The sequence below is a fragment of the Limimaricola variabilis genome (genome assembly GCF_034371605.1).
Classification (GTDB): Bacteria; Pseudomonadota; Alphaproteobacteria; order Rhodobacterales; family Rhodobacteraceae; genus Limimaricola; species Limimaricola variabilis.
The window spans coordinates 204,508-227,445 of the sequence record NZ_CP139691.1; the positions used below are offsets into that span (position 1 = coordinate 204,508).

The window sequence follows — 22,938 nt, forward strand, 5'->3', positions numbered from 1 at the left end:
CCGACGGCAGGAAAGGCAGAGTCATGATACAGGTTCTGGGCAGCTCCTGGGCGCTCTTCATCGGCATGTTCATGTTGATGATCGGCAACGGCCTGCAAGGCACGCTGCTGGGCCTGCGCGGCGAGATCGAGGGCTTCTCGACGCTCGAGATGTCGGTGATCATGTCGGCCTATTTCGCGGGCTTCCTGTTCGCCTCGCGCTACGCGCCTAGGATGATCCGCCGCGTCGGCCATGTCCGCGTCTTCGCGGCGCTGGGCTCGACCATCTCGGCGGTGCTGATCCTTTATCCCACCCTGGCCGAGCCCTGGGCCTGGACCTTGGGCCGGGTGGCGATCGGCTTCTGCTTCTGCGGCGTCTACATCACCGCAGAGAGCTGGCTCAACGACGCCGCCAGCAACGAGAATCGCGGCAAGGCGCTGTCGCTCTACATGATCGTGCAGATGGCCGGCATCGTCATGGCGCAGTACCTGGTGACGCTGGGCGACGTCTCGGGCTTCATCCTGTTCATCATCCCCTCGGTGCTGGTGTCGATGGCCTTCGCGCCGATCCTGCTCTCGGTCAGCCCGGCGCCGGTGTTCAACACCACCAAGCCGCTGCCGATCCGACGGTTGATCGACGCCTCGCCGCTGGCCTGCATGGGGATGTTCCTGCTCGGCGGCGTCTTCGCCGCGCAGTTCGGCATGTCGGCGGTCTACGGCGCGCGGGCCGGGCTGTCGGTGGCGCAGATCTCGCTGCTGGTCTCGATCACCTATGTCGGGGCGCTGGTGCTGCAATTCCCGATCGGCTGGCTGTCGGACCGCATCGACCGGCGCTGGCTGATCCTTGGGCTGTCGGCGGTGGGCGGCGCAGGCGCGCTGATGTCCTTCCTGCTGCCTGGCCATGTGACGCTGATCCTGATCTCGGCGGCGCTGGTCGGCGGCACGTCCAACCCGCTCTACGCGCTGCTGATCGCCTATGCCAACGACTACCTCGACCGCGAGGACATGGCCGCGGCCTCGGGTGGACTGCTGCTGATCAACGGTGTCGGCGCGATCGCGGGACCGCTCCTGGTGGGCTGGATGCTCGACAATGTCGGCGCGCATGGCTTCTGGGCCTTCATCGCCGTGCTGATGCTGGGTCTCGCGGGCTATGCGCTGTGGCGGATGCTGCGCCGTCCGGATCGCGGTGTCGATGTCGCCGACACGGTCAGCTACGCGCCGATCGCCGCCACCGCCTCGGCGGTCGCCGCCGAGGTCGCGCAGGAGGTCTATATCGAGCACGAGATCGAGCAGCAGGAAGAGGCGCGCGACGACGCAGCCTGACCGCCGATGCGCCGAAACGAGGCGTAATTGTCACGGAACGCGCATCGGCGCTTGACCCGTGCCGGGGTTGGGGCAGGTTTGTGGGCACCACCGATCAGGAGGACCACCATGACCGCCACCCCCGTCACCGCCCAGGCCGAGGCGCCGACCGAGGCCGAGAAGGTGCTCGCCTTCTGGCTCGAAGAGGTCGAGCCGAGGCAGTGGTACGTCGCCGACGAGGCGCTCGACGTCACGATTCGCGGCCGCTTCGGCAAGCTGTGGGACCGCGCCGAGGAGGGGGCGCTGGGCCATTGGTTGACCGAACCCAACGGCGCGCTGGCCTATATCATCGTCACCGACCAGTTCGCGCGTAACATCTGGCGCGACGATGCCCGTGCCTTCCAGCTCGACGAGCAGGCTCGCTCGGTCGCCAAGCTCGCCATCGACAATGGCTGGGACCTCGAGATCGTGCCGCCGGGGCGGCAGTTCTTCTACCTGCCGCTGATGCATTCCGAGAATCTCGTCGATCAGGACCGCGCGGTGCGGCTGTTCCACGAGCGCATGCCCGAGGCCAAGGACAACCTTCTACACGCCCGCGCCCATCGCAAGGTGATCCGCGAATTCGGCCGCTTCCCCTTCCGCAACGCGGCGCTGGACCGCGAAACCACGGATGCCGAGCGCGAATGGCTCGAAGCGGGCGGCTACGGTGCGGTGATAAAGCGGCTCAAAACCGAAAGCTGACGCTGCGCAAACCAGCCATGCGTCTCCCCGTCTGGAAGCCCGGCAGAAAGTGGTTTAGCGTCAAACCAATTTTGCCGGACCGCCGAGGAGGAACACCGAATGGCCGCCAAGAACTTCGACGTGATCGTGATCGGGGCTGGCCCCGGCGGCTATGTCGCCGCGATCCGCGCCGCCCAGCTGGGCAAGAAGGTCGTGATCGTCGAGCGCGAGAACCTGGGCGGCATCTGCCTCAACTGGGGCTGCATCCCGACCAAGGCGATGCTGCGCTCCTCCGAGGTGTTCCACCTTATGCACCGGGCCAAGGAGTTCGGTCTCAAGGCGGAGAGCATCGGCTACGATCTCGACGCGGTGGTCAAGCGTTCGCGCGGGGTGGCCAAGCAGCTCTCCTCCGGGATCGGCCACCTGATGAAGAAGAACAAGATCGAGGTGGTGATGGGCGAAGCCACCATCCCCGCCAAGGGCAAGGTCACGGTCAAGACCGAGAAGGGCAGCGAGGAGCTGACCGCCAAGAACATCGTTCTCGCCACCGGCGCCCGCGCCCGCAACCTGCCGGGCCTCGAAGCCGATGGTGATCTGGTCTGGTCCTACCGCCACGCGCTGGTGCCGCCGCGGATGCCCAAGAAGCTGCTCGTCATCGGCTCGGGCGCGATCGGCATCGAGTTCGCCAGCTTCTACAACACGCTAGGCGCCGAGACGACGGTGGTCGAGGTGATGGACCGGATCCTGCCGGTCGAGGATGCCGAGATCTCGACCTTCGCCAAGAAGCAGTTCGTCAAGCAGGGCATGACGATCATGGAGAAGGCCACGGTCAAGCAGCTCGACCGCGGCAAGGGCAAGGTCACCGCCCATATCGAATCCAAGGGCAAGACCGAGACCCACGAGTTCGACACGGTGATCTCGGCCGTCGGCATCGTCGGCAACACCGAAGGCCTCGGCCTCGAGGAGCTGGGCGTGAAGATCGATCGGACCCATGTGGTGACGGACGAGTACTGCCGCACCGGTGTCGAGGGGCTCTATGCCATCGGCGACATCGCTGGCGCGCCCTGGCTTGCGCACAAGGCGAGCCATGAGGGCGTCATGGTGGCCGAGCTGATCGCCGGCGAGCATCCGCATCCGGTCAAGCCCGAGAGCATCGCCGGCTGCACCTATTGCCAGCCGCAGGTCGCCAGCGTCGGCTACACCGAGGCCAAGGCCAAGGAATTGGGCTACGAGGTCCGGGTTGGCCGCTTCCCCTTCATCGGCAACGGCAAGGCGATCGCGCTGGGCGAGGCCGAGGGCATGGTCAAGACCGTGTTCGACGCCAAGACCGGCGAGCTTCTGGGCGCCCACATGGTCGGGGCCGAGGTGACCGAGCTGATCCAGGGCTACATCGTCGGCCGCACGCTCGAGACCACCGAAAAGGAGCTGATGGAGACGGTGTTCCCGCATCCGACGCTCTCCGAGATGATGCATGAAAGCGTACTCGACGCCTATGGCCGGGCGCTCCACTACTGAGCGACGCCGCAGCGCAGGATCACTTTTGCCCCCGGTCCGGAAGGCCGGGGGCATTTTCTGTTAGACTGCCCCCCTCGGGATCATCCCGGGAGTTTAGGGGGTACCATGCGATTTCCGGCATTTCTCGTGGCTGCGACCGTGGCCGCAGTGGCACCGGCACAGGCGGCCGATCTCGACCGCGAGGGCATATTCGAGGTGCAGATCCTGCTCCGGCATCTGGGGCATGATCCGGGCGGCATCGACGGCGTGGCGGGGCCGGCTCTCGCCCACGCGATCCGCGCCTTCCAGGCAGAGCAGGGCCTGCCGGTGACCGGGCGGGCCGACGCCGAACTGCAGGCCGTCCTGCAGCTGCTCGCCGCCGGCAACGAGCGGCGCGCCTTTCTCTCCACACCACCGCCGATCCGCATGGGGTTCTGGCAACGCCATGCCTGGCCGTCGCGGATGGGCGGCTACTGAACACCACCGCACGAAAGCGTGAGGTTTGCCGCGCCCAACAGGGCTGCGGCAAACCGCGCAGCCCTGCCATGCGTTCATGTCTCGTTCTCATTTCGCGGTTGGCGATCGGGCTGCGAAGTCCTATGTTCCGGGCTGGACATCGCTGGGGTGGGCAATGGCGGAATTGAAGCGGATCGAGGTGCGCGGCGCGCGCGAGCACAATCTCAAGAACATCGACGTGGATATCCCGCGCGACGAGCTCGTCGTGATCACCGGGCTGTCGGGTTCGGGCAAGTCGAGCCTCGCCTTCGACACGATCTATGCCGAGGGGCAGCGCCGCTACGTCGAGAGCCTGTCGGCCTATGCGCGGCAGTTCCTCGACATGATGGAGAAGCCGGACGTTGATCACATCTCGGGGCTCAGCCCCGCGATCTCGATCGAGCAGAAGACGACGTCAAAGAACCCGCGCTCCACCGTCGGTACCGTCACCGAGATCTACGACTATCTCCGCTTGCTCTTTGCCCGCGTCGGCACGCCCTATTCACCGGCCACCGGCCTGCCGATCGAGGCGCAGCAGGTGCAGGACATGGTCGACCGGGTCATGGCGATGGAAGAGGGCACGCGCGGCTACCTGCTCGCGCCGATCGTCCGCGACCGCAAGGGCGAGTACAAGAAGGAGTTCGTCGAGCTCCGGAAGCAGGGCTTCCAGCGGGTCAAGGTGAACGGCGAGTTCCACGAACTCGAGACCCCGCCCACGCTCGACAAGAAGTTCCGCCACGACATCGACGTGGTGGTCGACCGGATCGTGGTGCGCGAGGGGCTGGAGACGCGGTTGGCGGATTCGTTCCGCACCGCGCTCGACCTCGCCGACGGCATCGCCATCCTCGAAACCGCGCCCAAGGAGGGCGAAGGCGAGCCGGAGCGGATCACCTTCTCCGAGAAGTTCGCATGCCCCGTCTCGGGCTTCACCATCCCCGAGATCGAGCCGCGGCTGTTCTCGTTCAACGCGCCCTTCGGCGCCTGTCCCTCCTGCGACGGCCTCGGCGTCGAGCTGTTCTTCGACGAACGGCTCGTCGTGCCCGACGTGACGCTGAAGGTCGCGGACGGGGCGATCGCGCCGTGGCGCAAGGGCAAGACGCCCTATTTCCTGCAGACCATCGAGGCGATCTCCAAGCATTACGGCGTCTCCAAGACCGCACGCTGGAAAGACCTGCCCGAGAACGTGCGCGAGGTCTTCCTGCGCGGCTCCGGCAAGGAGGAGATCGACTTCCGCTACGATGATGGCGGCCGGGTCTACAAGGTCAGCCGCCCCTTCGAGGGCGTGATCCCCAATCTCGAGCGGCGCTACCGCGAGACCGACAGCTCCTGGGTCCGCGAGGAGATGGAGCAGTACCAGAACAACCGCGCCTGCGGCGCTTGCGGCGGCTTCCGCCTGCGCGACGAGGCGCTGGCAGTGCGGATCGCCGGGCTGCATGTCGGTCAGGTGGTGCAGATGTCGATCCGCGAGGCCCATGAGTGGTGCGAAACCGTGCCCGCGAGCCTCACCAACCAGAAGAACGAGATCGCCCGCGCCATCCTCAAGGAGATCCGCGAGCGGCTCGGCTTTCTCAACAATGTCGGCCTCGACTACCTGACGCTGTCGCGCAACGCCGGCACGCTGTCGGGCGGCGAAAGCCAGCGCATCCGGCTGGCCTCGCAGATCGGCTCGGGCCTCACCGGCGTGCTCTACGTGCTCGACGAGCCGTCGATCGGCCTGCACCAGCGCGACAACGACCGGCTGCTGACCACGCTCAAGAACCTCCGCGATCAGGGCAACACGGTGATCGTGGTCGAGCATGACGAGGAAGCGATCCGCGAGGCGGATTACGTCTTCGACATGGGGCCGGGCGCGGGCGTGCATGGCGGCGCGATCGTGTCGCACGGCACGCCGGCCGAGATCATGGCCGACCCGGAGTCGGTCACCGGCCAGTATCTGAGCGGTCGGCGCGAGATCGCCGTGCCCGCCCAGCGGCGCGAGGGGAACGGCAAGGCGCTCACCGTGGTGAAGGCCACCGGCAACAATCTCAAGCAGGTCACGGTCGACTACCCTCTGGGCAAGTTCGTGGCCGTCACCGGCGTGTCGGGCGGCGGCAAGTCGACCCTGACCATCGAGACGCTCTACAAGAACGCCGCGATGAAGCTCAACGGCGCGCGGCAGGCGCCTGCGCCCTGCGAAACCATCAAGGGCTTCGAGCATCTCGACAAGGTCATCGACATCGACCAGCGGCCGATCGGCCGGACGCCGCGCTCGAACCCCGCGACCTATACCGGGGCCTTCACCCCGATCCGTGATTGGTTCGCCGGTCTGCCCGAAGCCAAGGCGCGTGGCTACAAGCCGGGCCGCTTCTCCTTCAACGTGAAGGGCGGCCGCTGCGAAGCCTGCCAGGGCGACGGCGTCATCAAGATCGAGATGCACTTCCTGCCCGACGTCTACGTCACCTGCGAGACCTGCAAGGGCCAGCGCTACAACCGCGAAACGCTGGAGGTGAAGTTCAAGGGCAAGTCGATCGCCGACGTGCTCGACATGACGGTCGAGGACGCGCAGGCCTTCTTCTCGGCCGTGCCGTCGATCCGCGAGAAGATGGACGCGCTGTGCCGGGTCGGTCTGGGCTACATCAAGGTCGGCCAGCAGGCGACGACGCTCTCGGGCGGCGAGGCGCAGCGGGTGAAGCTGTCCAAGGAGCTGGCGCGCCGTTCGACGGGGCGCACGCTCTACATTCTCGACGAGCCGACGACCGGCCTGCATTTCGAGGATGTGCGCAAGCTTCTAGAAGTGCTGCACGAGCTGGTCGAGGCGGGCAACACCGTCGTGGTGATCGAGCACAATCTCGACGTGGTGAAGACCGCCGACTGGATCATCGACATCGGCCCCGAGGGCGGCGATGGCGGCGGTACGGTGGTGGCGACCGGCACCCCCGAGGAGGTCAGCACCGTCGAGGCAAGCCATACCGGCCGCTACCTCGGCCCGATGCTCAAATCCCGAAAGATGGCCGCCGAATAATCGGCGCAATGATCAAGACAGAAGGGCCGCCCCGAGGGGCGGCCCTTTCGCGTTCAGGAGTGAGGCCTGTCAGTAGCCGGTCGGGCCACCGAACAGCGACGAGTCGGTCTCAAGCGACACCGTCTGGGCCGGGGCCGTGACAGAGGCAGGCTCGGCGGCGACGGTCGAGGTCCGGGTGGTCGTGGTGCCGGAGAAGGCGCTATCGGAGGTCGACACGCGATCGCCCTCGATGGTGATCACCGTCGGCCCTGCGGAAGCGGTCGTGGTGCTGGTCACACGCGCGCCGTCCCGCGTCGGGCGGCTGCCGAGTTCCGAGGTCTCGATGCGCCGGCCATCCTGCAGCGTCGTCACCGGCGGCGCCTCGGCGGGGGTGTCGAGCGTGGCGAAGCTGGCCGTTTCCGGGCGCAGCCGAGGCCGCTGACCCACGGTCTCGGGGGCATAGCGCACCACCGCCTCGACCCGCTCCGCGGCGGGGGCGCGGACCTGCTGGACCGCCACGGCGGTCCCGGCCCCGACGGCGAGCGGAACGCCCGCCTTCTTCGCCGCCTTGCGCAGCTTCTTCTCGATCTTGGCAGCTTTTTTCGCCCTGTCGCCGGCATTGGCGTCGAGGAGCTGCAGCATCGCCGCGGCATTGCCGTTGATCTTCAGTTTCGGTTTAGCCTCGATCGCCATGGGTGCGAGGGCGAGGGTCAGCGCGGTGCCGATGCCGATGAAGTTCTTCATGAGACTGCTCTCCGATCCGATTTGCATTGACAACCAGCGCGTGCCGTGCCGCGTTCCTTGGCACTCATCACATGGGCGGCATTCCGCCCTGTACCCCCTCCATGAACTCGCGCGACACGCCGCGCAGCATCTCGCGCAGCGCCTCGCGCGGCTCGGCACCCTTGGCCCGGGCGGCATCGAAGGCGCGGCGCTGCCGCACGGCGGACGAGCCCTGATGCGCGATCCGCCGCGTGCCGCGCAGCTCGTCGAGACAGCCCAGCGCCCGGGCATCGGGCTCCATCATCTCCTCGAGTTCACCCAGCAGCTCCTCCATCGGGCGCAGACGGTCCTGCCCGAGGTCGAGCAGCGTACCCTCCGTGCCGTAGCGCTGGGCCCGCCAGCGGTTCTCCTCGATCAGGAACCGCTCATAGACGCGCCACCGCTTGTTCTCGGTCTTGAGCCGCCACAGCATCCGCATCACGCATTGCACGAAGGCCGCGACCGACAGCGCCTCTTCCATGCGCGGCATGACGTCGGCGATGCGGGTCTCTAGCGTCGGCCAAGCCTCCGACGGGCGCAGGTCCCACCAGATCTTGGAGGCGTCCTCGATGATCTCCGCCTTCACCAGCGTGTCGACCATCTTGCGGTACTCGGCCCAGCTCTCGATCTTCGGCGGAAGACCCGAACGCGGGCACTGGTCGAAGACGTTGAGCCGCCAGGAGGACAGCCGCGTGTCCTCGCCCCGCCAGAAGGGGGATGAGGCGGAGAGTGCCAGCACGAAGGGCAGGAAGTAGCTCGCCTGCGCCATCAAATCGGTGCGCAGCTCCGGATCTTCGCCCAGCCCGACATGCACATGCATGCCGCAGGTCATCAACCGGTCGGCGATGCCGCCGATATCCTCGGCGATCTTGTCGTAGCGCGCGCCCTTGCCGGTGCCGCGGCTCTCGGGATCGCCCCAGGGGTGGCAGGAGACGGCGACGAGGGCGAGGCCGTAATCATCGGCCACTTCGGCCAGACCGCCGCGCAGATGCGCGAGATCGGCCCGCGCCTCGGAGATGTCGGCGGCGACAGAGGTGCCGATCTCGATCTGGCAGTCGCGGAATTCGGGGCTGACATTGTCGCCCAGCCGCTTCTTGGCAGCGGCGAGCATTTCATCGGGCACGGCGGCGAGCTCCATCGTCTCGGCGTCGACGACGAGATACTCTTCCTCGATGCCGAGGCTGAAGGCGGGATCTGACATGGGGCGGGCCTCCGGATTGTTGTCCGGGGCCAACGCGGCGCGGCGCGTCCGAGGTCCGCGAGAAGGCTCAGGCCACCGTTATGCTGCCGCGCATGCGGGGGTGGAGAGCGCAGTAATAGCTGTAGTCGCCGCGGGCGTTGAAGCTCATCCCGATCGTCTGCCCGGTCGCGAGGCGGCCGCTGTCGAAGGCGCCGCTATCGGCGGTGACGGTATGCGGTGCGGCGTCGCGGTTGGTGAAGACCACCGTGTCGCCTGGCGCGACGGTCAGCGTGGCGGGCTGGAAGGCGAAGCCCTGGATGTCGACCTGGTGCATCTGGCCCATGACCGGGGTCGGGGGCAGGGGGCGCTCGGCCGCGGAGCCGCCGGCGCGGGCGGAGGCTGCGAGCAGTGGCGCGACGAGGATCTGGGCGAGAAGGGAACGACGGGACGGCATGGCGAGCCTCCGATATGTACAAAAAACCATGGGGCAGCATCGCACCGATGCCGCCCCACAGCCAAACCAATTTGCCGTTACGTCAATCCATCGGCTTGAAGTTGAACTCGCCGCCATCCTTGATGCCCGAGGGCCAGCGCGCAGTGACGGTCTTGGTCCGGGTATAGAATTTGAAGCTGTCCGTGCCGTGCTGGTTCAGGTCGCCGAAGGCCGACTTCTTCCAGCCGCCGAAGCTGTGATAGGCCAGCGGCACCGGGATCGGAACGTTGATGCCGACCATGCCGACATTGACCCGATTGGCGAAGTCGCGCGCGGCGTCGCCGTCGCGGGTGAAGATCGCCGTGCCGTTGCCCATCTCGTGATCCATCGCGAGCTTGAGCGCCTCCTCGTAGGAACCCGCGCGCACGGTCGACAGCACCGGTCCGAAGATCTCCTTGCGATAGATCTCCATGTCCGGCGTCACGCGGTCGAACAGATGCGCGCCCACGAAGAAGCCATTCTCGTAGCCCTGCAGGCGGAAGTCGCGCCCGTCGACCACAAGCTCGGCACCGGCATCGACGCCCGACTGCACCAGCTTGAGGATGTTTTCCTTGGCCGCGGCGGTGACCACGGGGCCGAAATCGACGTCGTCGCCCGAGGTGTAGGGTCCGACCTTCAGGCTCTCGATGCGCGGCTTGAGCGCGGCGATCAGCCGGTCGGCGGTCTCGTCGCCCACCGGCACGGCGACCGAGATCGCCATGCAGCGCTCGCCCGCGGCGCCGTAGCCCGCGCCAACCAGCGCATCGGCGGCCTTGTCCATGTCCGCGTCGGGCATGATGATCATGTGGTTCTTGGCGCCGCCGAAGCACTGCACGCGCTTACCATGCGCGCAGCCCTTGCCGTAGATGTACTGGGCGATCGGGGTGGAGCCCACGAAGCCGATCGAGGCGATGCCCTCATGCTCGAGGATCGCGTCCACCGCTTCCTTGTCGCCGTTGACGACCTGCAGGATGCCCTTGGGCAGACCGGCTTCCTCCATCAGCTCCGCCAGCATCAGCGGCACCGAGGGGGCGCGCTCCGAGGGCTTGAGGATGAAGGCGTTGCCGCAGGCGATGGCCGGGGCGAACATCCACATCGGGATCATGGCCGGGAAATTGAACGGGGTGATGCCCGCCGAGACGCCGAGCGGCTGGCGCATCGAATACATGTCGATGCCGGGGCCGGCGCCGTCGGTGTACTCACCCTTGAGCAGGTGCGGCGCACCGATGCAGAACTCGACCACTTCGAGGCCGCGCTGCACATCGCCCTTGGCGTCGGGGATGGTCTTGCCGTGCTCGCGCGACAGCGCTTCGGCCAGCTTGTCCATGTCGCGGTTCAGAAGCCGCACATACTCCATCATCACTCGGGCCCGGCGCTGCGGGTTGGTGGCGGCCCAGCCCGGCTGCGCGGCCTGCGCGATTTCCACGGCGCGGTCGATTTCGGCGGCGCTGGCCAGCGGCAGCTGCGCCTGCACTTCGCCGGTGGCGGGGTTGAAGACGTCCGCGAAGCGGCCCGAGCCGCCCTTGACGTGTTCGCCGCCGATGTAATGGGTCTGTTCCTGCATGTCCGGTCCTCCCGAAGAACGGTCTCTGGTTGGGAAACAAGATAGTCTTGCGGAAATGCCGGTGAAAGCGGCAGGATATCAAAATGGTTTTGCATTTTTGCAAAGGGGGCCTGCTTGGAGAACTGGGACGACATCCGCGTCTTCTTGGCGGTAGCGCGCGCCGAGAGCCTGTCGGGGGCGGCGCCGCAGCTCCGGATGGACCCGGCGACGGTCGGGCGCCGGATCGCCCGGCTGGAGGAGCGGCTGGGGGCGGCGCTGTTCGTCCGAAGCCCGCAGGGCTACGCGCTGACGACGCGCGGCGAGCGGTTGGCCGAGCATGCGGGGCGGGCCGAGGCGGCGCTGGCCCGTGCTGCCGAGGCCGGCGCGCCCGAGCGCGGCCTGTCGGGCCAGATCCGCATCGGCGCGCCGGATGGCTGCGCCAATTTCGTGCTGCCGCAGGTCTGCGCGGCGATCCAGGCCGAGAACCCGGATCTCGAGCTGCAGATCCTCGCCCTGCCACGCGTAGTCAACCTCTCGAAGCGCGAGGCCGACATGGCGGTCACGGTGAGCCCGCCGGAGGCCGGGCGGCTGACGGTGCAGAAGATCACCGACTATCGTCTCAGTCTCGCCCAGCGCGCCGACGCGCCGCCACCCGAGAGCCTCGCCGCGCTCGGGAAGCGGCCGCTGGTCGGCTACATCCCCGACATGATCTTCGACCGCGAACTGGATTACCTGGGTGATCTCGGGGCGCAGGGCGTGCCGCTCGCCTCGAATTCGGTCTCGGTGCAGCTGCAGATGCTGCGCCATGCCGGCATCGGCATCGTGCACGACTTTGCTCTGCCCTTCGCGCCCGAGCTGCGCCGGGTCCTAACCGACGAGCTGTCGCTGACACGCGCGTTCTGGCTGGTGCGCCATGCCGTGGATCGCCGTTCAGCGCGGCTGTCGCGCTTTGCGCAGGCGCTGAGCGCGGGGGTTCGCGCCGAGGTGGCCCGGCTGGAGGCGGAATGCTTGACAGGAACGCGCGGCGGGCGCGACGGTTGATACATGGCCCCCGGCCATCGGGGGCGCGATAAAGGGAGTGCGCCATGCTCGTGCAACAGATCCTGAAATCCAAGGCCAGCGACGAGGTCGCCACCGTGACGCCCGACATCACCGTGGCCGAGGCTGCGCGGCAATTGTCGGACAAGCGGATCGGTGCGCTGGTGGTGTCGCAGGACGGCAAGCGCGCGCAAGGCATCATTTCCGAGCGCGACATCGTCCGCGAAATCGGCCGGCGCGGTCCGGATTGTCTCGACGAGAAGGTCGAGGCGTTGATGACCGCCAACCCGGTGACCTGCCACCGCGACGAGGTGGCGGACCTCGTGCTGCAACGCATGACCGAGGGCCGGTTCCGGCACATCCCCGTGGTCGAGGGCGACGAGATGATCGGGCTGATCTCGATCGGCGACGTGGTCAAGGCCCGTCTCTCCGAGCTGTCGATGGAAAAAGATGCACTCGAGGGGATGATCATGGGGCATTGAGCCCGATGCGGCGCGGGGGCTTGCATCTCGCGCCGTCGTGATGTCGTCTGCGCGCGCAACTGCGGCGGGGAGGCGCCATGCGCATCGGACTTTATCCCGGGACATTCGACCCGGTCACGCTGGGCCATACCGACATCATCCGCCGGGCCTGCACGCTGGTCGATCGGCTGGTGATCGGGGTGGCGATCAACCGCGACAAGGGGCCCTTGTTCTCGCTCGACGAGCGGGTGGCGATGATTGAGGCTGAGACCGCGCCGATCGCCGCGGCCTGCGGCTCGGAAATCGTCGTGCACCCGTTCGAGAACCTGCTGATCGACGCGGCCAACGATGTCGGCGCGCAGATGATCATCCGCGGCCTGCGGGCGGTCGCCGATTTCGAGTACGAGTACCAGATGGTCGGCATGAACCGCATGCTCGACAAGTCGGTCGAGACGGTATTCCTGATGGCCGAGGCGCGGCACCAGGCGATCGCGTCGAAGCTGGTCAAGGAGATCGCCCGTCTCGGCGGTGACGTCTCCTCCTTCGTGCCCTCGGGCGTCGAGGAGGCGCTGAAGCTGCGGCTCGGTCTCTAGCTCAGGCGGGACCCGTCGGGGGTTTCGGGCGTTGGGGCGCACACGACCGAGGAGCGCCCGATGACCCGCCAGACCCTTTCAATCTCCCTCTCCGTCCTGGCCTTCGCCGCGAGCGGCGCCTTGGCGCAGGACAGCCAGGAGAGCGGCGCCGATATTGCCGCTGAAACCCGCGAGGCGCTCGAGGAAACCCGAGGCGGGGACGCGCCGCAGCAGCAGGAGACCGCTGCCCCGCAGGACGGGCAGGCGAGCACGCCGGACGGCGCTGCGGGGCAGGGCGCGCAGGCAGGCACGGCAGGCACGCCCGCCGGCTCCGCCGCCCAGCCCGAGACGCTGCGCATGCTAGAGCAGAGCGGCGCGCAGCCGGTCGAGGCCCAGCAGGGTGCCTCTTCCACGCCTACTTCTTCATCTGAGGACACCGCCGACAGTTCAAGCCAGAGCGCGGCCGATGCCGGCCCGCCGCGCGACGCCCCGCCCACGCCCGAGGCGATCGAGGCCGTCACCTATGAGGGCGGACCGCTGCCGGACGGGCAGTCCGCGCTCACCGTGAAGACGCAGATCCTGCTCGATCGCGCGGCGATCTCGCCGGGCATCATCGATGGCTGGAAGGGCGGCATGAGCGAAAGCGCCATCGCCGCCTTCGAAACCCGCGAGGGCTTCGAGGTGGACGGGCAGCTCGACAGTCAGGTCTGGGAGGCGCTGAACGCGCAGGAACAGGCACCGATGATGCAGAGCTACACCATCACCGAGGAGGACGCCTCGGGGCTCAGCGAGCCGCTGCCGGACGACTATGCCAAGCTCGCCGAGCTCGACCGGCTGGGCTACACCAGCGTCGCCGAGAAGCTGGCCGAGCGGTTTCACATGGATCAGGGCTTCCTCGAGAGCCTCAACGCGAACGCATCGTGGCAGTCGGGCGAGACGATCACCGTCGTCGATCCCGGTCCGAGGCTCGAGACCAAGGTAGCGCGGATCGAGGTCCGCAAGCAAACCAGCCGGCTCGCCGGTTTCGACGAGAGCGGAAAGATGATCCTCAACTACCCCGTCACCATCGGTTCGGCCCAGACGCCGTCGCCCTCGGGCACCGTGGAGGTGGTCGCGGTGGCGATGGACCCGACCTACACCTACAATCCGGACCTCAACTTCCAGCAAGGCGACAATGACGAGGTGCTGACATTGCCGCCCGGCCCCAACGGTCCGGTCGGCTCTGTCTGGATCGATCTCAGCAAGCCGACCTACGGGCTGCACGGCACGTCCGACCCGGATTCGCTGTTCAACGCGGCAAGCCATGGCTGCGTGCGCATGACCAACTGGGATGCCGAGGAGCTGGCGCACTTGGTCTCCGACGGCGTCACGGTCGAGTTCGTCGAATGAAACGGCTGGCGCTGGCCCTGATGCTGACCGCCGGGCCGCTCACGGCCCAACAGGCGCCCGAGACGGTGCCCTCGCCGGAGGCCCGGCCCGAGGGGCTGGCGACGACCGAGAGTGACGAGGCGCCGACCAGCGTTCCCTCGCCGGAAGCCCGGCCCGAGGGGAATGAGGGGCTCGACTCGCCGGAGCCGACCGGCGATCCGGCCGAAGCCGAAGCCGAAGCCGAAGCCGAAGCCGAAGCCGAAGCCGAAGCCGAAGCCGAAGCCGAAGCCGAAGTCGAAGCCGAGGTTGAGTCTGCAACAGAAACTGAAGCTGAAGGCGGCGCTGAAGCTGCTGATGATGCCGAAGCGGAAGGTGCAGATGCCGACGGGCAGGACGAACTGCCGGACACCAATGCCGGGGCACGCGACAGCGTGCCGGCCATGCCCGAGCGGCTCGCTGCCCCGCAATCCGCGCGCGACGCCTGTCGGGCCGAACTCGTGGCGCTGGGCGCGCGCTTCGAGGAGGGGCTGCCGGTCGAGGATCCGGAGGTCGCCGATTGCGGGATCGCCCATCCGCTGACGCTCTCCCGGATACTGCCCGACGTGGCTCTGGAGCCGCCCGCGCCGATGCGCTGCGAGACCGCGCTGGCGCTGGCGCGCTGGGTCGAGGGCTTTGCCATTCCCGCCGCCGAGCGGCTCGGGCGCGGCGGGCTGAGCGCGATCCGGCAGGGCACCGTCTACAACTGCCGCAGCCGCTCCTCCGACCCGGAGACGCTGTCCGAGCATGCCTTCGGCAACGCCGTCGACGTGATGTCCTTCGGCTTCGCCGATGGATCGGAGGTGCGAGTCCAGCCGCGCGAGCGTGACGGCACCATGGCCGAGGCGTTCCAAGACACGGTGCGGGCCACGGCCTGCCTCGACTTCACCACAGTGCTGGGGCCGGGCAGCGACGCGGCCCATGCCGATCACCTTCATCTCGACGTCAAGGAACGGCGCGGCGATTTTCGGCTCTGCCAGTAACCCGATGCCTCTGAATGAAAAAGGCCGCCCCGAGGGCCAGCCCTTTGCATTTCGTGGTGCAGGTGAACGATACCAAGGTTCGGAGCGCAATGTCTGCTCCGAACCCATCGCAGCCGCTGCTGCTTTGCAGCTCAGTAACGACGTCGGTTCAAGGGACAGCGCTCATCACGCGTCCTATACGCAGGATACAAAAGTGTGCGTCCCGAGACTTGCCGCCGATCCGAACTCCGTCCGGATGGACCGATATAGGTTCGAAGCCATGTCGCTTGTAGAACGCCAATGCTCGAGTGTTCTCGACGTCGACGAACAGTTCGAGTTGTTCGATGCCGCGCGTACGCGCCTCGCTCACCACTCCATCCATCAAAACCCGAGCTGCTCCGCACCCCTGATGGGCCGAAGTGACATAGAAGGGCCCGATTTCAGCACGGTGGCATGTCTGCTGAAGCGCCTCCCTTCGCAGGCCGCAATAACCGACGAGGGACGATGCGTCGAATACACCCCTGGTGGTCCCGTTATCGAGGATGGACCGAGCTTTCTCAGAGATCATGGTCTCAGCTTCATCGGCGGTGACGAGGAAGCCGAGCGGGAAGTCACGTACCCCCTCCTTGCGTAGGGCATCCCATGACGCGCCATCCTCGGCTGTCAAAACTCTGTACGTGTAGGGTCGCTCAATCATCATCCCTCTTTCCCCGTAGTTGTCCAATCACGCAGGGTTGCTGATTGATCGGTACATATCTTCCAATGGCAGCTTCGTCTGCTGAGCGGACATCAAGCATATACGACTCCTGAAGATTTCTTCGGAAGCCTTTGCTCGCCGTGCCTTCGAGCTCACAAGGGGCTTCATCGAAGGCTGCACCACGAAGTGCAAAAGGCCGCCCCGAGGGGCGGCCTTTCGCGTTCCGGAGAAGGTGGACGATCAGCCCAGCTTGCCCATCGCCACGGCGGTGTCGGCCATGCGGTTGGAGAAGCCCCACTCGTTGTCGTACCAGGTCAGGATGCGGCACATGGTGCCGTCCATGACCTTGGTCTGGTCGGTGTGGAACACCGAGGAGTGCGGGTCGTGGTTGAAGTCCGAGCTGACCAGCTGCTCGTCGGTGAAGCCGAGGATGCCCTTGAGCGGACCGTTGGCGGCGTCGCGGATCAGCTGATTGATCTCCTCGACGCTGGTCTCGCGCGCGGCGTTGAAGGTCAGGTCGACGACCGAGACGTTCGGCGTCGGCACGCGGATTGCGACGCCGTCGAGCTTGCCGTTGAGCTCGGGCAGCACCAGGCCCACGGCCTTCGCGGCACCGGTCGAGGTCGGGATCATCGACAGCGCCGCGGCGCGGGCGCGGTAGAGATCCTTGTGCATCGTGTCCAGCGTCGGCTGGTCGCCGGTGTAGCTGTGGATCGTCGTCATGAAGCCCTTTTCGATGCCGATGGCATCGTTGAGCACCTTGGCGACGGGCGACAGGCAGTTGGTGGTGCAGGAGGCGTTCGACACGACCTTGTCTTCGGCGGCCAGCGTCTCGTGGTTGACGCCGTAGACGATGGTCTTCTCGGCGCCCGAGCAGGGGGCGGAGACGAGCACGCGCTTGGAGCCGTTCTCGAGATGCATCGCGGCCTTCTCGTGGCTCACGAAGATGCCGGTGCACTCGAGCGCGACGTCGACGTCGGACCAGGGCAGTTCCTTGGGATCGCGGATCGCGGTGACGCGGATCGGGCCGCGGCCGACATCGATCGTGTCCTCGGTGGTCTTCACCTCGTGCGGGAAACGGCCATGCACGCTGTCGTAGCGCAGCAGGTGGGCATTGGTCTCGACCGGGCCGAGATCGTTGATCGCGACGACCTCGATGTCGGTGCGGCCGGATTCGATGATGCCGCGCAGGACGTTGCGCCCGATGCGGCCGAAGCCGTTGATTGCTACCTTGACAGCCATGGGGGTCTCCTCGGGAATTGCCGGGCTTGGGTTCGGCGCCAAGATCGGCATTTGTGCGCCCGCGTCAACCGGAGATCGCCGGCTTCGGGGGCCGTTGGCGCCACCGGTGGCGCTCACGGTCGCTCAGCGCCAGAAGGCCAGCCAGCGGATCGCCTCGAGCCCGGCCCGCCCCGCCGCCAGAGCGCCATGGCCTTCGAACCAGTAGTGGTCCGCGGCGAAGGCGGCTAGGATGGAGGCGAACAGAATGACCGCGAGGGGGGTGCTCATGCTGGCGAGCCTAGACCGCGAGATGCACCGCGCGCAGCGTCGCTCCGAAGCCCGACTGCGCCTCGATGACTGGCTGTTGCTGATCGGCCGCTTGCTTATGGCGGCGCTGTTCCTCGGTGGCGCCGCGCAAAAGGCCTTCGACCCGGACGCGGTCGCCGGGCTGCTGATGGGCTGGCACCTGCCGGGCCTGCTGGTCTGGCCGGCCCTTGCCTACAACGCCGCCGCCGGTGCGGCGCTGGCCTTCGGCGTGGGCGTGCGCCCGGTCGCGCTGTCCCTCGCGCTCTACAGCGCGGTGACCTCGATCTTCCACTTTCTCCCCGACGAGCCCTGGCAGATGACGATCTTCGTCAAGAACTGGGCGATCGCCGGCGGCTGCCTCGCGATGGCCGTCGCGGGAGCCGGTCGGATCTCTGTCCGGCTCGACTGACGGGTCTCGACACGCGACTCGCACGGCCGCCATTCGGGGCCGGTTGTCCCGGCGCGGCCTCTCCTGAAACCTCCTTTGCGGCTGTCTGGCGCGTCATTTCCATGCAGATGGGCGGAAATCTGCTGGCAACGGAGCAGGACTGACGGGGCAGGTGCATCGCCTGCGGGCCGATGGATCAGCGGAGCGAGAGTTCGACGGGTCACCGAAGCCCGGCATGAGCCAAGCCCACCTCACCGAGCAACCGGGCCGAGCGGCCCAAGCCGCTTAAATGCTTCATGGCCGATGCGAAAAGGGGCGGCCCATATGGGCCGCCCCTCGCGCTGTCGTCACCCGCCATGGGTTCAGAGCAGCGACTTCACCTTCTCGGCCACCGCCTCGGCGGTGATGCCGAACTTCTCGTAGAGTGTCTCGGCCGGGGCGGAGGCACCGAAGCCCTCCATGCCGACGAAGCCCGCCTTGGGCTCGCGGCCGCGCTCGCCCAGAAGCAGGCGGTCCCAGCTCTGGCGCACGCCGGCCTCGACCGCGACCCGCACTGGGCCCGCGGGCAGCACGCGCTTGCGATAGGCCTCGTCCTGCGCGGCGAAGAGCTCCATGCAGGGCACGGAGACCACGCGGGTGCCGATGCCCTCGGCCTCAAGGATGTCGCGCGCCTTGACCGCGATCTCCACCTCGGAGCCCGAGGCCATGATGATCGCGCGGCGCTTCTCGCCCGCCTCGCGCAGCACGTAGGCGCCTTGCTCGGTCAGGTTCTTGGTCTTGTGCTCGTTGCGCACCGGGGCAAGGTTCTGGCGGCTCAGCGCCAGCACCGAGGGGCGGTCGGAGGTCGACAGCGCGATCTCCCAGGCCTCGGCGGTCTCGACCGTGTCGGCGGGGCGGAACACGTAGGTGTTCGGCGTCGCGCGCAGCATCGACAGGTGCTCGACCGGCTGGTGGGTCGGGCCGTCCTCGCCGAGGCCGATCGAGTCGTGGGTCATCACATAGACCACCGGCTGGTGCATCAGCGCCGACAGGCGCATCGCGCCACGCGCGTAGTCGGTGAAGGCCATGAAGGTGCCGCCATAGGGGCGAAGGCCGCCATGCAGCGCGATGCCGTTCATCGCCGCCGCCATGCCGTGCTCGCGGATGCCGTAATGGATGTAGCGGCCCGAGCGGTTCTCCGGCGAGAACACTTCCATGTCGCCCGAACGGGTGTTGTTCGAGCCGGTCAGGTCGGCCGAGCCGCCGACGGTCTCGGTCATCACGCCGTTGACGACGTTGAGCACCATCTCGGACGACTTGCGCGACGCGACGGCCTTGGCGTTCTCCACGGCCTCCTTCTTGAAGGCGCGGATCTTGGCGGAGAGCGCTTTGGGCGCCTCGGCGGCGAAGGCACGCTCGAATTCCATGCGCTTGCGCTCGGACAGCGCGTCGAAGCGCTCGCGCCATTCGGCGTGGGCCTTTGCACCGCGCGCGCCCATCGCCTCCCACTGCGCCTTGACGTCAGCCGGGATCTCGAACGGACCGTGCTCCCAGCCATAGGCGGCCTTGGTGTCGGCGATCAGCTTCGCATCGGTCAGCGCGCCGTGGCCCTTGGCGGTGTCCTGCGCCGAGGAGCCCAGCGCGATATGCGTCTTGCAGGCGATCATCGAGGGGCGCGGATCGGCCTTGGCGGCCTCGATCGCGGCGTCGATCGCCTCCGGGTCGTGGCCGTCGATCGACTGGACGTGCCAGCCAGAGGCCTCGAAGCGCTTCACCTGGTCGGTGATGTCGGCGATCGACACCTTGCCGTCGATGGTGATGCCGTTGTCGTCGAAGAACACGACGAGCTTCGACAGCTTCTGCATGCCCGCGAGCGCGATCGCCTCCTGGCTCACGCCCTCCATCAGGCAGCCGTCACCGGCCATGACCCAGGTGTAGTGATCGACGATCTTCGAGCCGTATTTGGCGCGCAGCATCTCTTCGGCGATGGCGAAGCCGACCGAGTTGGCGATGCCCTGGCCGAGCGGGCCGGTGGTGGTCTCGACCGCGTCGAGATACTCGCTCTCGGGGTGACCGGCGGTCTTCGAGCCCCACTGGCGGAAGTTCTTGATCTCCTCGAGCGGGACTTCCTCGTAGCCGGTCAGGTGCAGCACCGAGTAGAGCAGCATCGAGCCGTGGCCGACGGAGAGGATGAAGCGGTCGCGATCCGCCCATTTCGGCGCCTTGGGGTCGAACTTCAGGTGCTTTTCGAACAGCACGGTGGCGACGTCGGCCATGCCCATCGGCATTCCCGAGTGGCCGGAATTGGCGGCGGCGACGGCGTCGAGGGTCAGGGTGCGGATCGCCGCGGCCTTCCTCCAATGCTCGGGATGCTTGTCGCGCAGGGCGGCGATGTCCATGGGTGTCCTCCGGTTTGGCCTCGAAGCCGCGGGCGCGGCCCCCCTTGTCGCGGACGGTATTGACAGGGGCCGGAGGCGAGTTCAAGCGGGCGAACGGGGGCTTGGCCGTCGATCTGGGCGGTTTGCGGGGCGCGCAGGCGTGGTCTAGGTTTTTGCGACGCCTTGCGCGATTCGGGCGGCCGGAGCCGGTCGTCTCGGCGGCGGGGCAGGGGCAGGCAGGGGCAGCATGACCGACATTACCGACTTGGAGAGCCGCCTTTCGGCGGCGCTGGACCGGATCGCCCAAGGGCTCGACCGCATCGAGAGCGCGCCGCGCGCCGATGACGGAGAGCTCGGGGCCGCGCTCGACGCGCAGCAGCAGGCCAATGCCGAGCTCGAGGGCCGCCTCAAGGCACTGCGCGAGGAGCAGGACAGCCGCTTGGCCGCCTTCGAGGCGCGGATCGAGGCGCAGAACGCGCAGATGGCTGATCTCGACGGCCAGCTGCAGGCGCTGCGCCGCTCCAATGCAGAGCTGCGCGAGGTCGCGAGCGAGCTGCGGGAGGCGATGGAGGCCGAGCTGGCCGACCCCGATCTGATCGACCGCGCCATGGCGGCGGAGCTGGGCGCGCTCCGGGCCGAGCGCGACGCCGAACTGGCCGAGCTGGACGCGGTGATCGCCGAATTGAAACCCCTGGTCGAGGAGCGCGAGTGATGCCGCAGGTCGAGATCACCATCGGCGGGCGGGGTTTCACCGTCGCCTGCCAGCCGGGCGAGGAGCCCTATCTGGAATCCGCGGCCAAGCTGCTCGACGAGGAAGCGACCGGCCTCGCGAACCAGGCGGGCCGGATGCCCGAGTCCAAGATGCTGCTGATGGCAGGGCTGATGCTCGCCGACCGCACCGCCGGGCTCGAGGACAAGCTGAGCCAGGCCGAGACCTATGTGCGCCAGGTCGAGCGGCGGCTGAGCCAGACCGAGGCGGCGCTGGCCAAGGCCCGGGCCGAGCCCGAAAAGGTCAGGGTCGAGGTGCCGGTGATCCCGCACGGCCTCGTCGAGATGCTGGCCGAGATGACCGCGCGCGCCGAGGCTCTGGCCGAGCGGGTGGAAAAAGCCGGGGCCTGATCTCAGCCATTTGCAGCGCGGCCGTCGAAATGTCGGCGGCTGCGTTGCGACCGAGACGGCCTTGGCCGCGTTCCCGATTTCACAGAGGCTTCACGAGGCGATGAAGCACATGGCCGAGGCCGTGTGCATTGTCCTCCTTGGTGACCCCGGTCGCGGAAAACCCCTCACGCTGCCAAAACGCACGGCCCCGTGGATTTGCCTCCAGAACGCCCACATACAGCTTGGTCGCCCCGTCCGAGCGCGCGAGCCCTTCGATCTCTGACAGGAACGCGGTTCCGTACCCGACCCCTTGGGCCCATGGACCAAGGATCATCAGGCCAAGATAGGCATCGTCGTCCTTGGGGAAGCCGTGATGCAGCTCGGCCAGCCCAGAAAGATGGCCGCCCAGGAACAGCCCCAGAAACCGGGAGCGATCGATGTCGCATCCCGGCGCGCCGGCGGTGAAGAACTCCTCCGCCTTTTCGTAGGGGTCGGGACGTCCTCCTTCCGCGAGGACCCAGTAGTCAGGCGCCTGCGTATAAAAAGCGGCCACCTGATCCAGGTGCTCCGCGATATTCAGCGCCGTGAAGCGAACTGCCGCGCCTCGATCCCCTGTCATGCGAAGAAATCCCGTAAGCGCACTATTGCGGTCCCATCGAGCTAGCGTCTGACAACCACTCCCCAAAGGGCATGAAAAAGGCCGCGCACCCGGGGGGATGCGCGGCCTTTTCGCGTCGGTATCCGGCTCAGCCCTTGTTGGCTTCGCGGATTTTCTCGGCGGCGTCCTTGTCGAAGGCCACGCCGTTCTGCGCGAAGAGCTGGTCGAGCTCGCCCGAGAGGGTCATCTCGGTGATGATGTCGCAACCGCCGACGAATTCGCCCTTCACGTAGAGCTGCGGGATGGTCGGCCAGTCGGAGTAGTCCTTGATGCCCTGACGGATCGCGTCGTCGGCCAGCACGTTCACGTCCTGGTACTCCACGCCCATGAAGTTCAGCACGCCCGCGACGCGGCTGGAAAAGCCGCATTGCGGCATGGTCTTGGTGCCCTTCATGAACAGCACCACGTCATTGGCGGTGACGGTCTCGCGGATCTGGGTCTGGGCGTCGGCGGTCTCGGCCATCGTCGTCTCCTGGGAATGGGGGCACCGCTGGCGCGGCGCGAAATGGGGCGGCCGCGGCGACGCGGCACAAGGTGGGGGTCAGTCGGGCGCCTTTGTGGTCAGCGCCAGCGCGTGCAGATCGCCCGAGGGGCCGTCCATCCGGCCCTTCAAAGCGGCGTAGACGGCGCGCTGCTGCTGCACCCGGTTCTTGCCGCGGAAGCTCTCGTCGATGATCTCGGCGGCGTAGTGATTGCCGTCGCCGGCAAGGTCGGTGATGGCGATCTTGGCCTCGGGAAAGGTCTCGCGGAGCAGATCCTCGATTTCCTGCGCGCTCATCGCCATGGGTCGTCCTCGCTTGCTTCGTGTCGTCTCAGATGTAGGCAGCGCCCCGGCGGCACGCAAGCCCGC

24 protein-coding genes are annotated in these 22,938 nt (G+C 67.3%); 13 read left to right on the top strand and 11 right to left on the bottom strand.

Going from position 1 to position 22,938, the window contains the following annotated elements; all coding sequences use genetic code 11:
* Positions 1 to 23: 23 nt before the first annotated feature.
* From T8T21_RS01055 to uvrA, 5 genes are all read left to right on the top strand, one after another.
* The gene (locus T8T21_RS01055) at positions 24 to 1,301 is read left to right on the top strand and encodes an MFS transporter (protein WP_183472846.1); all 1,278 of its coding nucleotides are present in this window, start codon (positions 24 to 26) and stop codon (positions 1,299 to 1,301) included.
* A gap of 108 nt (positions 1,302 to 1,409) precedes the next feature.
* Positions 1,410 to 2,021, top strand: coding sequence for a DUF924 family protein (locus T8T21_RS01060; RefSeq protein WP_322336452.1), 612 nt, complete (start codon positions 1,410 to 1,412; stop codon positions 2,019 to 2,021).
* Between the two features lie 99 nt (positions 2,022 to 2,120).
* Entirely contained in the window at positions 2,121 to 3,515 is a 1,395-nt protein-coding gene (gene lpdA, locus T8T21_RS01065) for a dihydrolipoyl dehydrogenase (protein ID WP_322336453.1), read from the top strand.
* Between the two features lie 105 nt (positions 3,516 to 3,620).
* Positions 3,621 to 3,971, top strand: coding sequence for a peptidoglycan-binding domain-containing protein (locus tag T8T21_RS01070; RefSeq protein ID WP_322336454.1), 351 nt, complete (start codon positions 3,621 to 3,623; stop codon positions 3,969 to 3,971).
* 154 nt (positions 3,972 to 4,125) lie between these two features.
* Positions 4,126 to 6,990: an excinuclease ABC subunit UvrA gene (uvrA, locus tag T8T21_RS01075; RefSeq protein WP_322336455.1), complete on the top strand. Its 2,865-nt coding sequence runs from the start codon at positions 4,126 to 4,128 to the stop codon at positions 6,988 to 6,990.
* Positions 6,991 to 7,059: 69 nt separating this feature from the next.
* On the opposite strand, the gene T8T21_RS01080 is transcribed toward uvrA, so the two are convergent.
* The 4 genes from T8T21_RS01080 to T8T21_RS01095 all read right to left on the bottom strand — a co-directional run bounded on the left by T8T21_RS01080 (position 7,060) and on the right by T8T21_RS01095 (position 10,947).
* A complete protein-coding gene (locus T8T21_RS01080) occupies positions 7,060 to 7,713 on the bottom strand; it encodes a hypothetical protein (protein WP_322336456.1) in 654 nt (217 codons plus the stop codon).
* A 67-nt stretch (positions 7,714 to 7,780) separates the two neighbouring features.
* Positions 7,781 to 8,932, bottom strand: coding sequence for a carboxylate-amine ligase (locus tag T8T21_RS01085; protein WP_183472864.1), 1,152 nt, complete (start codon positions 8,930 to 8,932; stop codon positions 7,781 to 7,783).
* 67 nt (positions 8,933 to 8,999) lie between these two features.
* Entirely contained in the window at positions 9,000 to 9,365 is a 366-nt protein-coding gene (locus T8T21_RS01090) for a cupredoxin domain-containing protein (RefSeq protein ID WP_322336457.1), read from the bottom strand.
* A gap of 82 nt (positions 9,366 to 9,447) precedes the next feature.
* Positions 9,448 to 10,947: a CoA-acylating methylmalonate-semialdehyde dehydrogenase gene (locus T8T21_RS01095; protein ID WP_183472870.1), complete on the bottom strand. Its 1,500-nt coding sequence runs from the start codon at positions 10,945 to 10,947 to the stop codon at positions 9,448 to 9,450.
* Positions 10,948 to 11,061: 114 nt separating this feature from the next.
* Here T8T21_RS01095 and T8T21_RS01100 point away from each other — a divergent pair, with 114 nt between their 5' ends.
* From T8T21_RS01100 to T8T21_RS01120, 5 genes are all read left to right on the top strand, one after another.
* Entirely contained in the window at positions 11,062 to 11,967 is a 906-nt protein-coding gene (locus tag T8T21_RS01100) for a LysR family transcriptional regulator (RefSeq protein WP_322336458.1), read from the top strand.
* A gap of 44 nt (positions 11,968 to 12,011) precedes the next feature.
* A complete protein-coding gene (locus T8T21_RS01105) occupies positions 12,012 to 12,446 on the top strand; it encodes a CBS domain-containing protein (RefSeq protein WP_183472875.1) in 435 nt (144 codons plus the stop codon).
* Positions 12,447 to 12,523: 77 nt separating this feature from the next.
* The gene (gene coaD, locus T8T21_RS01110; protein ID WP_183472879.1) at positions 12,524 to 13,018 is read left to right on the top strand and encodes a pantetheine-phosphate adenylyltransferase; all 495 of its coding nucleotides are present in this window, start codon (positions 12,524 to 12,526) and stop codon (positions 13,016 to 13,018) included.
* Between the two features lie 60 nt (positions 13,019 to 13,078).
* On the top strand, positions 13,079 to 14,386 hold the full coding sequence (locus T8T21_RS01115) for a L,D-transpeptidase family protein (protein ID WP_322336459.1): 1,308 nt from the start codon (positions 13,079 to 13,081) through the stop codon (positions 14,384 to 14,386).
* Positions 14,383 to 15,384: an extensin-like domain-containing protein gene (locus T8T21_RS01120; protein ID WP_322336460.1), complete on the top strand. Its 1,002-nt coding sequence runs from the start codon at positions 14,383 to 14,385 to the stop codon at positions 15,382 to 15,384. The genes T8T21_RS01115 and T8T21_RS01120 overlap by 4 nt, the downstream gene beginning before the upstream one ends.
* A gap of 148 nt (positions 15,385 to 15,532) precedes the next feature.
* Here the strand turns inward: T8T21_RS01120 and T8T21_RS01125 are convergent, their stop codons facing one another.
* The 3 genes from T8T21_RS01125 to T8T21_RS01135 all read right to left on the bottom strand — a co-directional run bounded on the left by T8T21_RS01125 (position 15,533) and on the right by T8T21_RS01135 (position 17,569).
* Positions 15,533 to 16,063, bottom strand: coding sequence for a GNAT family N-acetyltransferase (locus tag T8T21_RS01125; RefSeq protein ID WP_322336461.1), 531 nt, complete (start codon positions 16,061 to 16,063; stop codon positions 15,533 to 15,535).
* 237 nt (positions 16,064 to 16,300) lie between these two features.
* Complete coding sequence (gene gap, locus T8T21_RS01130; protein ID WP_322336462.1) at positions 16,301 to 17,302, bottom strand: type I glyceraldehyde-3-phosphate dehydrogenase; 1,002 nt, start codon at positions 17,300 to 17,302, stop codon at positions 16,301 to 16,303.
* Positions 17,303 to 17,425: 123 nt separating this feature from the next.
* Positions 17,426 to 17,569 carry a hypothetical protein gene (locus T8T21_RS01135; protein WP_183472909.1) on the bottom strand — a complete coding sequence of 48 codons (144 nt, stop codon included), beginning with the start codon at positions 17,567 to 17,569 and terminating at the stop codon, positions 17,426 to 17,428.
* On the opposite strand from T8T21_RS01135, the gene T8T21_RS01140 reads away from it, so the two are divergent.
* Positions 17,568 to 17,996: a DoxX family protein gene (locus tag T8T21_RS01140; protein ID WP_183472912.1), complete on the top strand. Its 429-nt coding sequence runs from the start codon at positions 17,568 to 17,570 to the stop codon at positions 17,994 to 17,996. The two genes, T8T21_RS01135 and T8T21_RS01140, sit on opposite strands and share 2 nt — an antisense overlap.
* A 341-nt stretch (positions 17,997 to 18,337) precedes the next feature.
* On the opposite strand, the gene tkt is transcribed toward T8T21_RS01140, so the two are convergent.
* Entirely contained in the window at positions 18,338 to 20,353 is a 2,016-nt protein-coding gene (gene tkt, locus T8T21_RS01145) for a transketolase (RefSeq protein WP_322336463.1), read from the bottom strand.
* A 226-nt stretch (positions 20,354 to 20,579) separates the two neighbouring features.
* Here tkt and T8T21_RS01150 point away from each other — a divergent pair, with 226 nt between their 5' ends.
* Positions 20,580 to 21,044, top strand: a complete 465-nt coding sequence (locus tag T8T21_RS01150; protein WP_183472918.1) for a hypothetical protein — start codon at positions 20,580 to 20,582, stop codon at positions 21,042 to 21,044.
* On the top strand, positions 21,044 to 21,451 hold the full coding sequence (locus T8T21_RS01155; protein WP_322336464.1) for a cell division protein ZapA: 408 nt from the start codon (positions 21,044 to 21,046) through the stop codon (positions 21,449 to 21,451). The genes T8T21_RS01150 and T8T21_RS01155 overlap by 1 nt, the downstream gene beginning before the upstream one ends.
* A 79-nt stretch (positions 21,452 to 21,530) precedes the next feature.
* Here T8T21_RS01155 and T8T21_RS01160 read toward each other — a convergent pair whose 3' ends face one another.
* The 3 genes from T8T21_RS01160 to T8T21_RS01170 all read right to left on the bottom strand — a co-directional run bounded on the left by T8T21_RS01160 (position 21,531) and on the right by T8T21_RS01170 (position 22,872).
* On the bottom strand, positions 21,531 to 22,049 hold the full coding sequence (locus T8T21_RS01160; protein WP_322336465.1) for a GNAT family N-acetyltransferase: 519 nt from the start codon (positions 22,047 to 22,049) through the stop codon (positions 21,531 to 21,533).
* A gap of 127 nt (positions 22,050 to 22,176) precedes the next feature.
* Positions 22,177 to 22,551 (bottom strand): Grx4 family monothiol glutaredoxin, encoded by a 375-nt coding sequence (gene grxD, locus T8T21_RS01165; RefSeq protein WP_183472927.1) that lies wholly within the window; start codon positions 22,549 to 22,551, stop codon positions 22,177 to 22,179.
* 78 nt (positions 22,552 to 22,629) lie between these two features.
* On the bottom strand, positions 22,630 to 22,872 hold the full coding sequence (locus tag T8T21_RS01170) for a BolA/IbaG family iron-sulfur metabolism protein (protein WP_183472930.1): 243 nt from the start codon (positions 22,870 to 22,872) through the stop codon (positions 22,630 to 22,632).
* Between the last annotated feature and the right edge of the window lie 66 nt (positions 22,873 to 22,938).

Bases quoted from the DNA above. Each gene is read 5' to 3' on its own strand.
- T8T21_RS01055 (WP_183472846.1), top strand. From the start codon at position 24: ATGATACAGGTTCTGGGCAGCTCCTGGGCGCTCTTCATCGGCATGTTC.
- T8T21_RS01170 (WP_183472930.1), bottom strand. From the start codon at position 22,872: ATGGCGATGAGCGCGCAGGAAATCGAGGATCTGCTCCGCGAGACCTTT.
- T8T21_RS01070 (WP_322336454.1), top strand. From the start codon at position 3,621: ATGCGATTTCCGGCATTTCTCGTGGCTGCGACCGTGGCCGCAGTGGCA.
- T8T21_RS01160 (WP_322336465.1), bottom strand. From the start codon at position 22,049: ATGACAGGGGATCGAGGCGCGGCAGTTCGCTTCACGGCGCTGAATATC.
- tkt (WP_322336463.1), bottom strand. From the start codon at position 20,353: ATGGACATCGCCGCCCTGCGCGACAAGCATCCCGAGCATTGGAGGAAG.
- T8T21_RS01120 (WP_322336460.1), top strand. From the start codon at position 14,383: ATGAAACGGCTGGCGCTGGCCCTGATGCTGACCGCCGGGCCGCTCACG.
- T8T21_RS01090 (WP_322336457.1), bottom strand. From the start codon at position 9,365: ATGCCGTCCCGTCGTTCCCTTCTCGCCCAGATCCTCGTCGCGCCACTG.
- T8T21_RS01155 (WP_322336464.1), top strand. From the start codon at position 21,044: ATGCCGCAGGTCGAGATCACCATCGGCGGGCGGGGTTTCACCGTCGCC.
- uvrA (WP_322336455.1), top strand. From the start codon at position 4,126: ATGGCGGAATTGAAGCGGATCGAGGTGCGCGGCGCGCGCGAGCACAAT.
- grxD (WP_183472927.1), bottom strand. From the start codon at position 22,551: ATGGCCGAGACCGCCGACGCCCAGACCCAGATCCGCGAGACCGTCACC.
- T8T21_RS01135 (WP_183472909.1), bottom strand. From the start codon at position 17,569: ATGAGCACCCCCCTCGCGGTCATTCTGTTCGCCTCCATCCTAGCCGCC.
- T8T21_RS01095 (WP_183472870.1), bottom strand. From the start codon at position 10,947: ATGCAGGAACAGACCCATTACATCGGCGGCGAACACGTCAAGGGCGGC.
- T8T21_RS01140 (WP_183472912.1), top strand. From the start codon at position 17,568: ATGCTGGCGAGCCTAGACCGCGAGATGCACCGCGCGCAGCGTCGCTCC.
- T8T21_RS01150 (WP_183472918.1), top strand. From the start codon at position 20,580: ATGACCGACATTACCGACTTGGAGAGCCGCCTTTCGGCGGCGCTGGAC.
- T8T21_RS01105 (WP_183472875.1), top strand. From the start codon at position 12,012: ATGCTCGTGCAACAGATCCTGAAATCCAAGGCCAGCGACGAGGTCGCC.
- T8T21_RS01115 (WP_322336459.1), top strand. From the start codon at position 13,079: ATGACCCGCCAGACCCTTTCAATCTCCCTCTCCGTCCTGGCCTTCGCC.
- gap (WP_322336462.1), bottom strand. From the start codon at position 17,302: ATGGCTGTCAAGGTAGCAATCAACGGCTTCGGCCGCATCGGGCGCAAC.
- T8T21_RS01085 (WP_183472864.1), bottom strand. From the start codon at position 8,932: ATGTCAGATCCCGCCTTCAGCCTCGGCATCGAGGAAGAGTATCTCGTC.
- T8T21_RS01060 (WP_322336452.1), top strand. From the start codon at position 1,410: ATGACCGCCACCCCCGTCACCGCCCAGGCCGAGGCGCCGACCGAGGCC.
- coaD (WP_183472879.1), top strand. From the start codon at position 12,524: ATGCGCATCGGACTTTATCCCGGGACATTCGACCCGGTCACGCTGGGC.
- lpdA (WP_322336453.1), top strand. From the start codon at position 2,121: ATGGCCGCCAAGAACTTCGACGTGATCGTGATCGGGGCTGGCCCCGGC.
- T8T21_RS01080 (WP_322336456.1), bottom strand. From the start codon at position 7,713: ATGAAGAACTTCATCGGCATCGGCACCGCGCTGACCCTCGCCCTCGCA.
- T8T21_RS01125 (WP_322336461.1), bottom strand. From the start codon at position 16,063: ATGATGATTGAGCGACCCTACACGTACAGAGTTTTGACAGCCGAGGAT.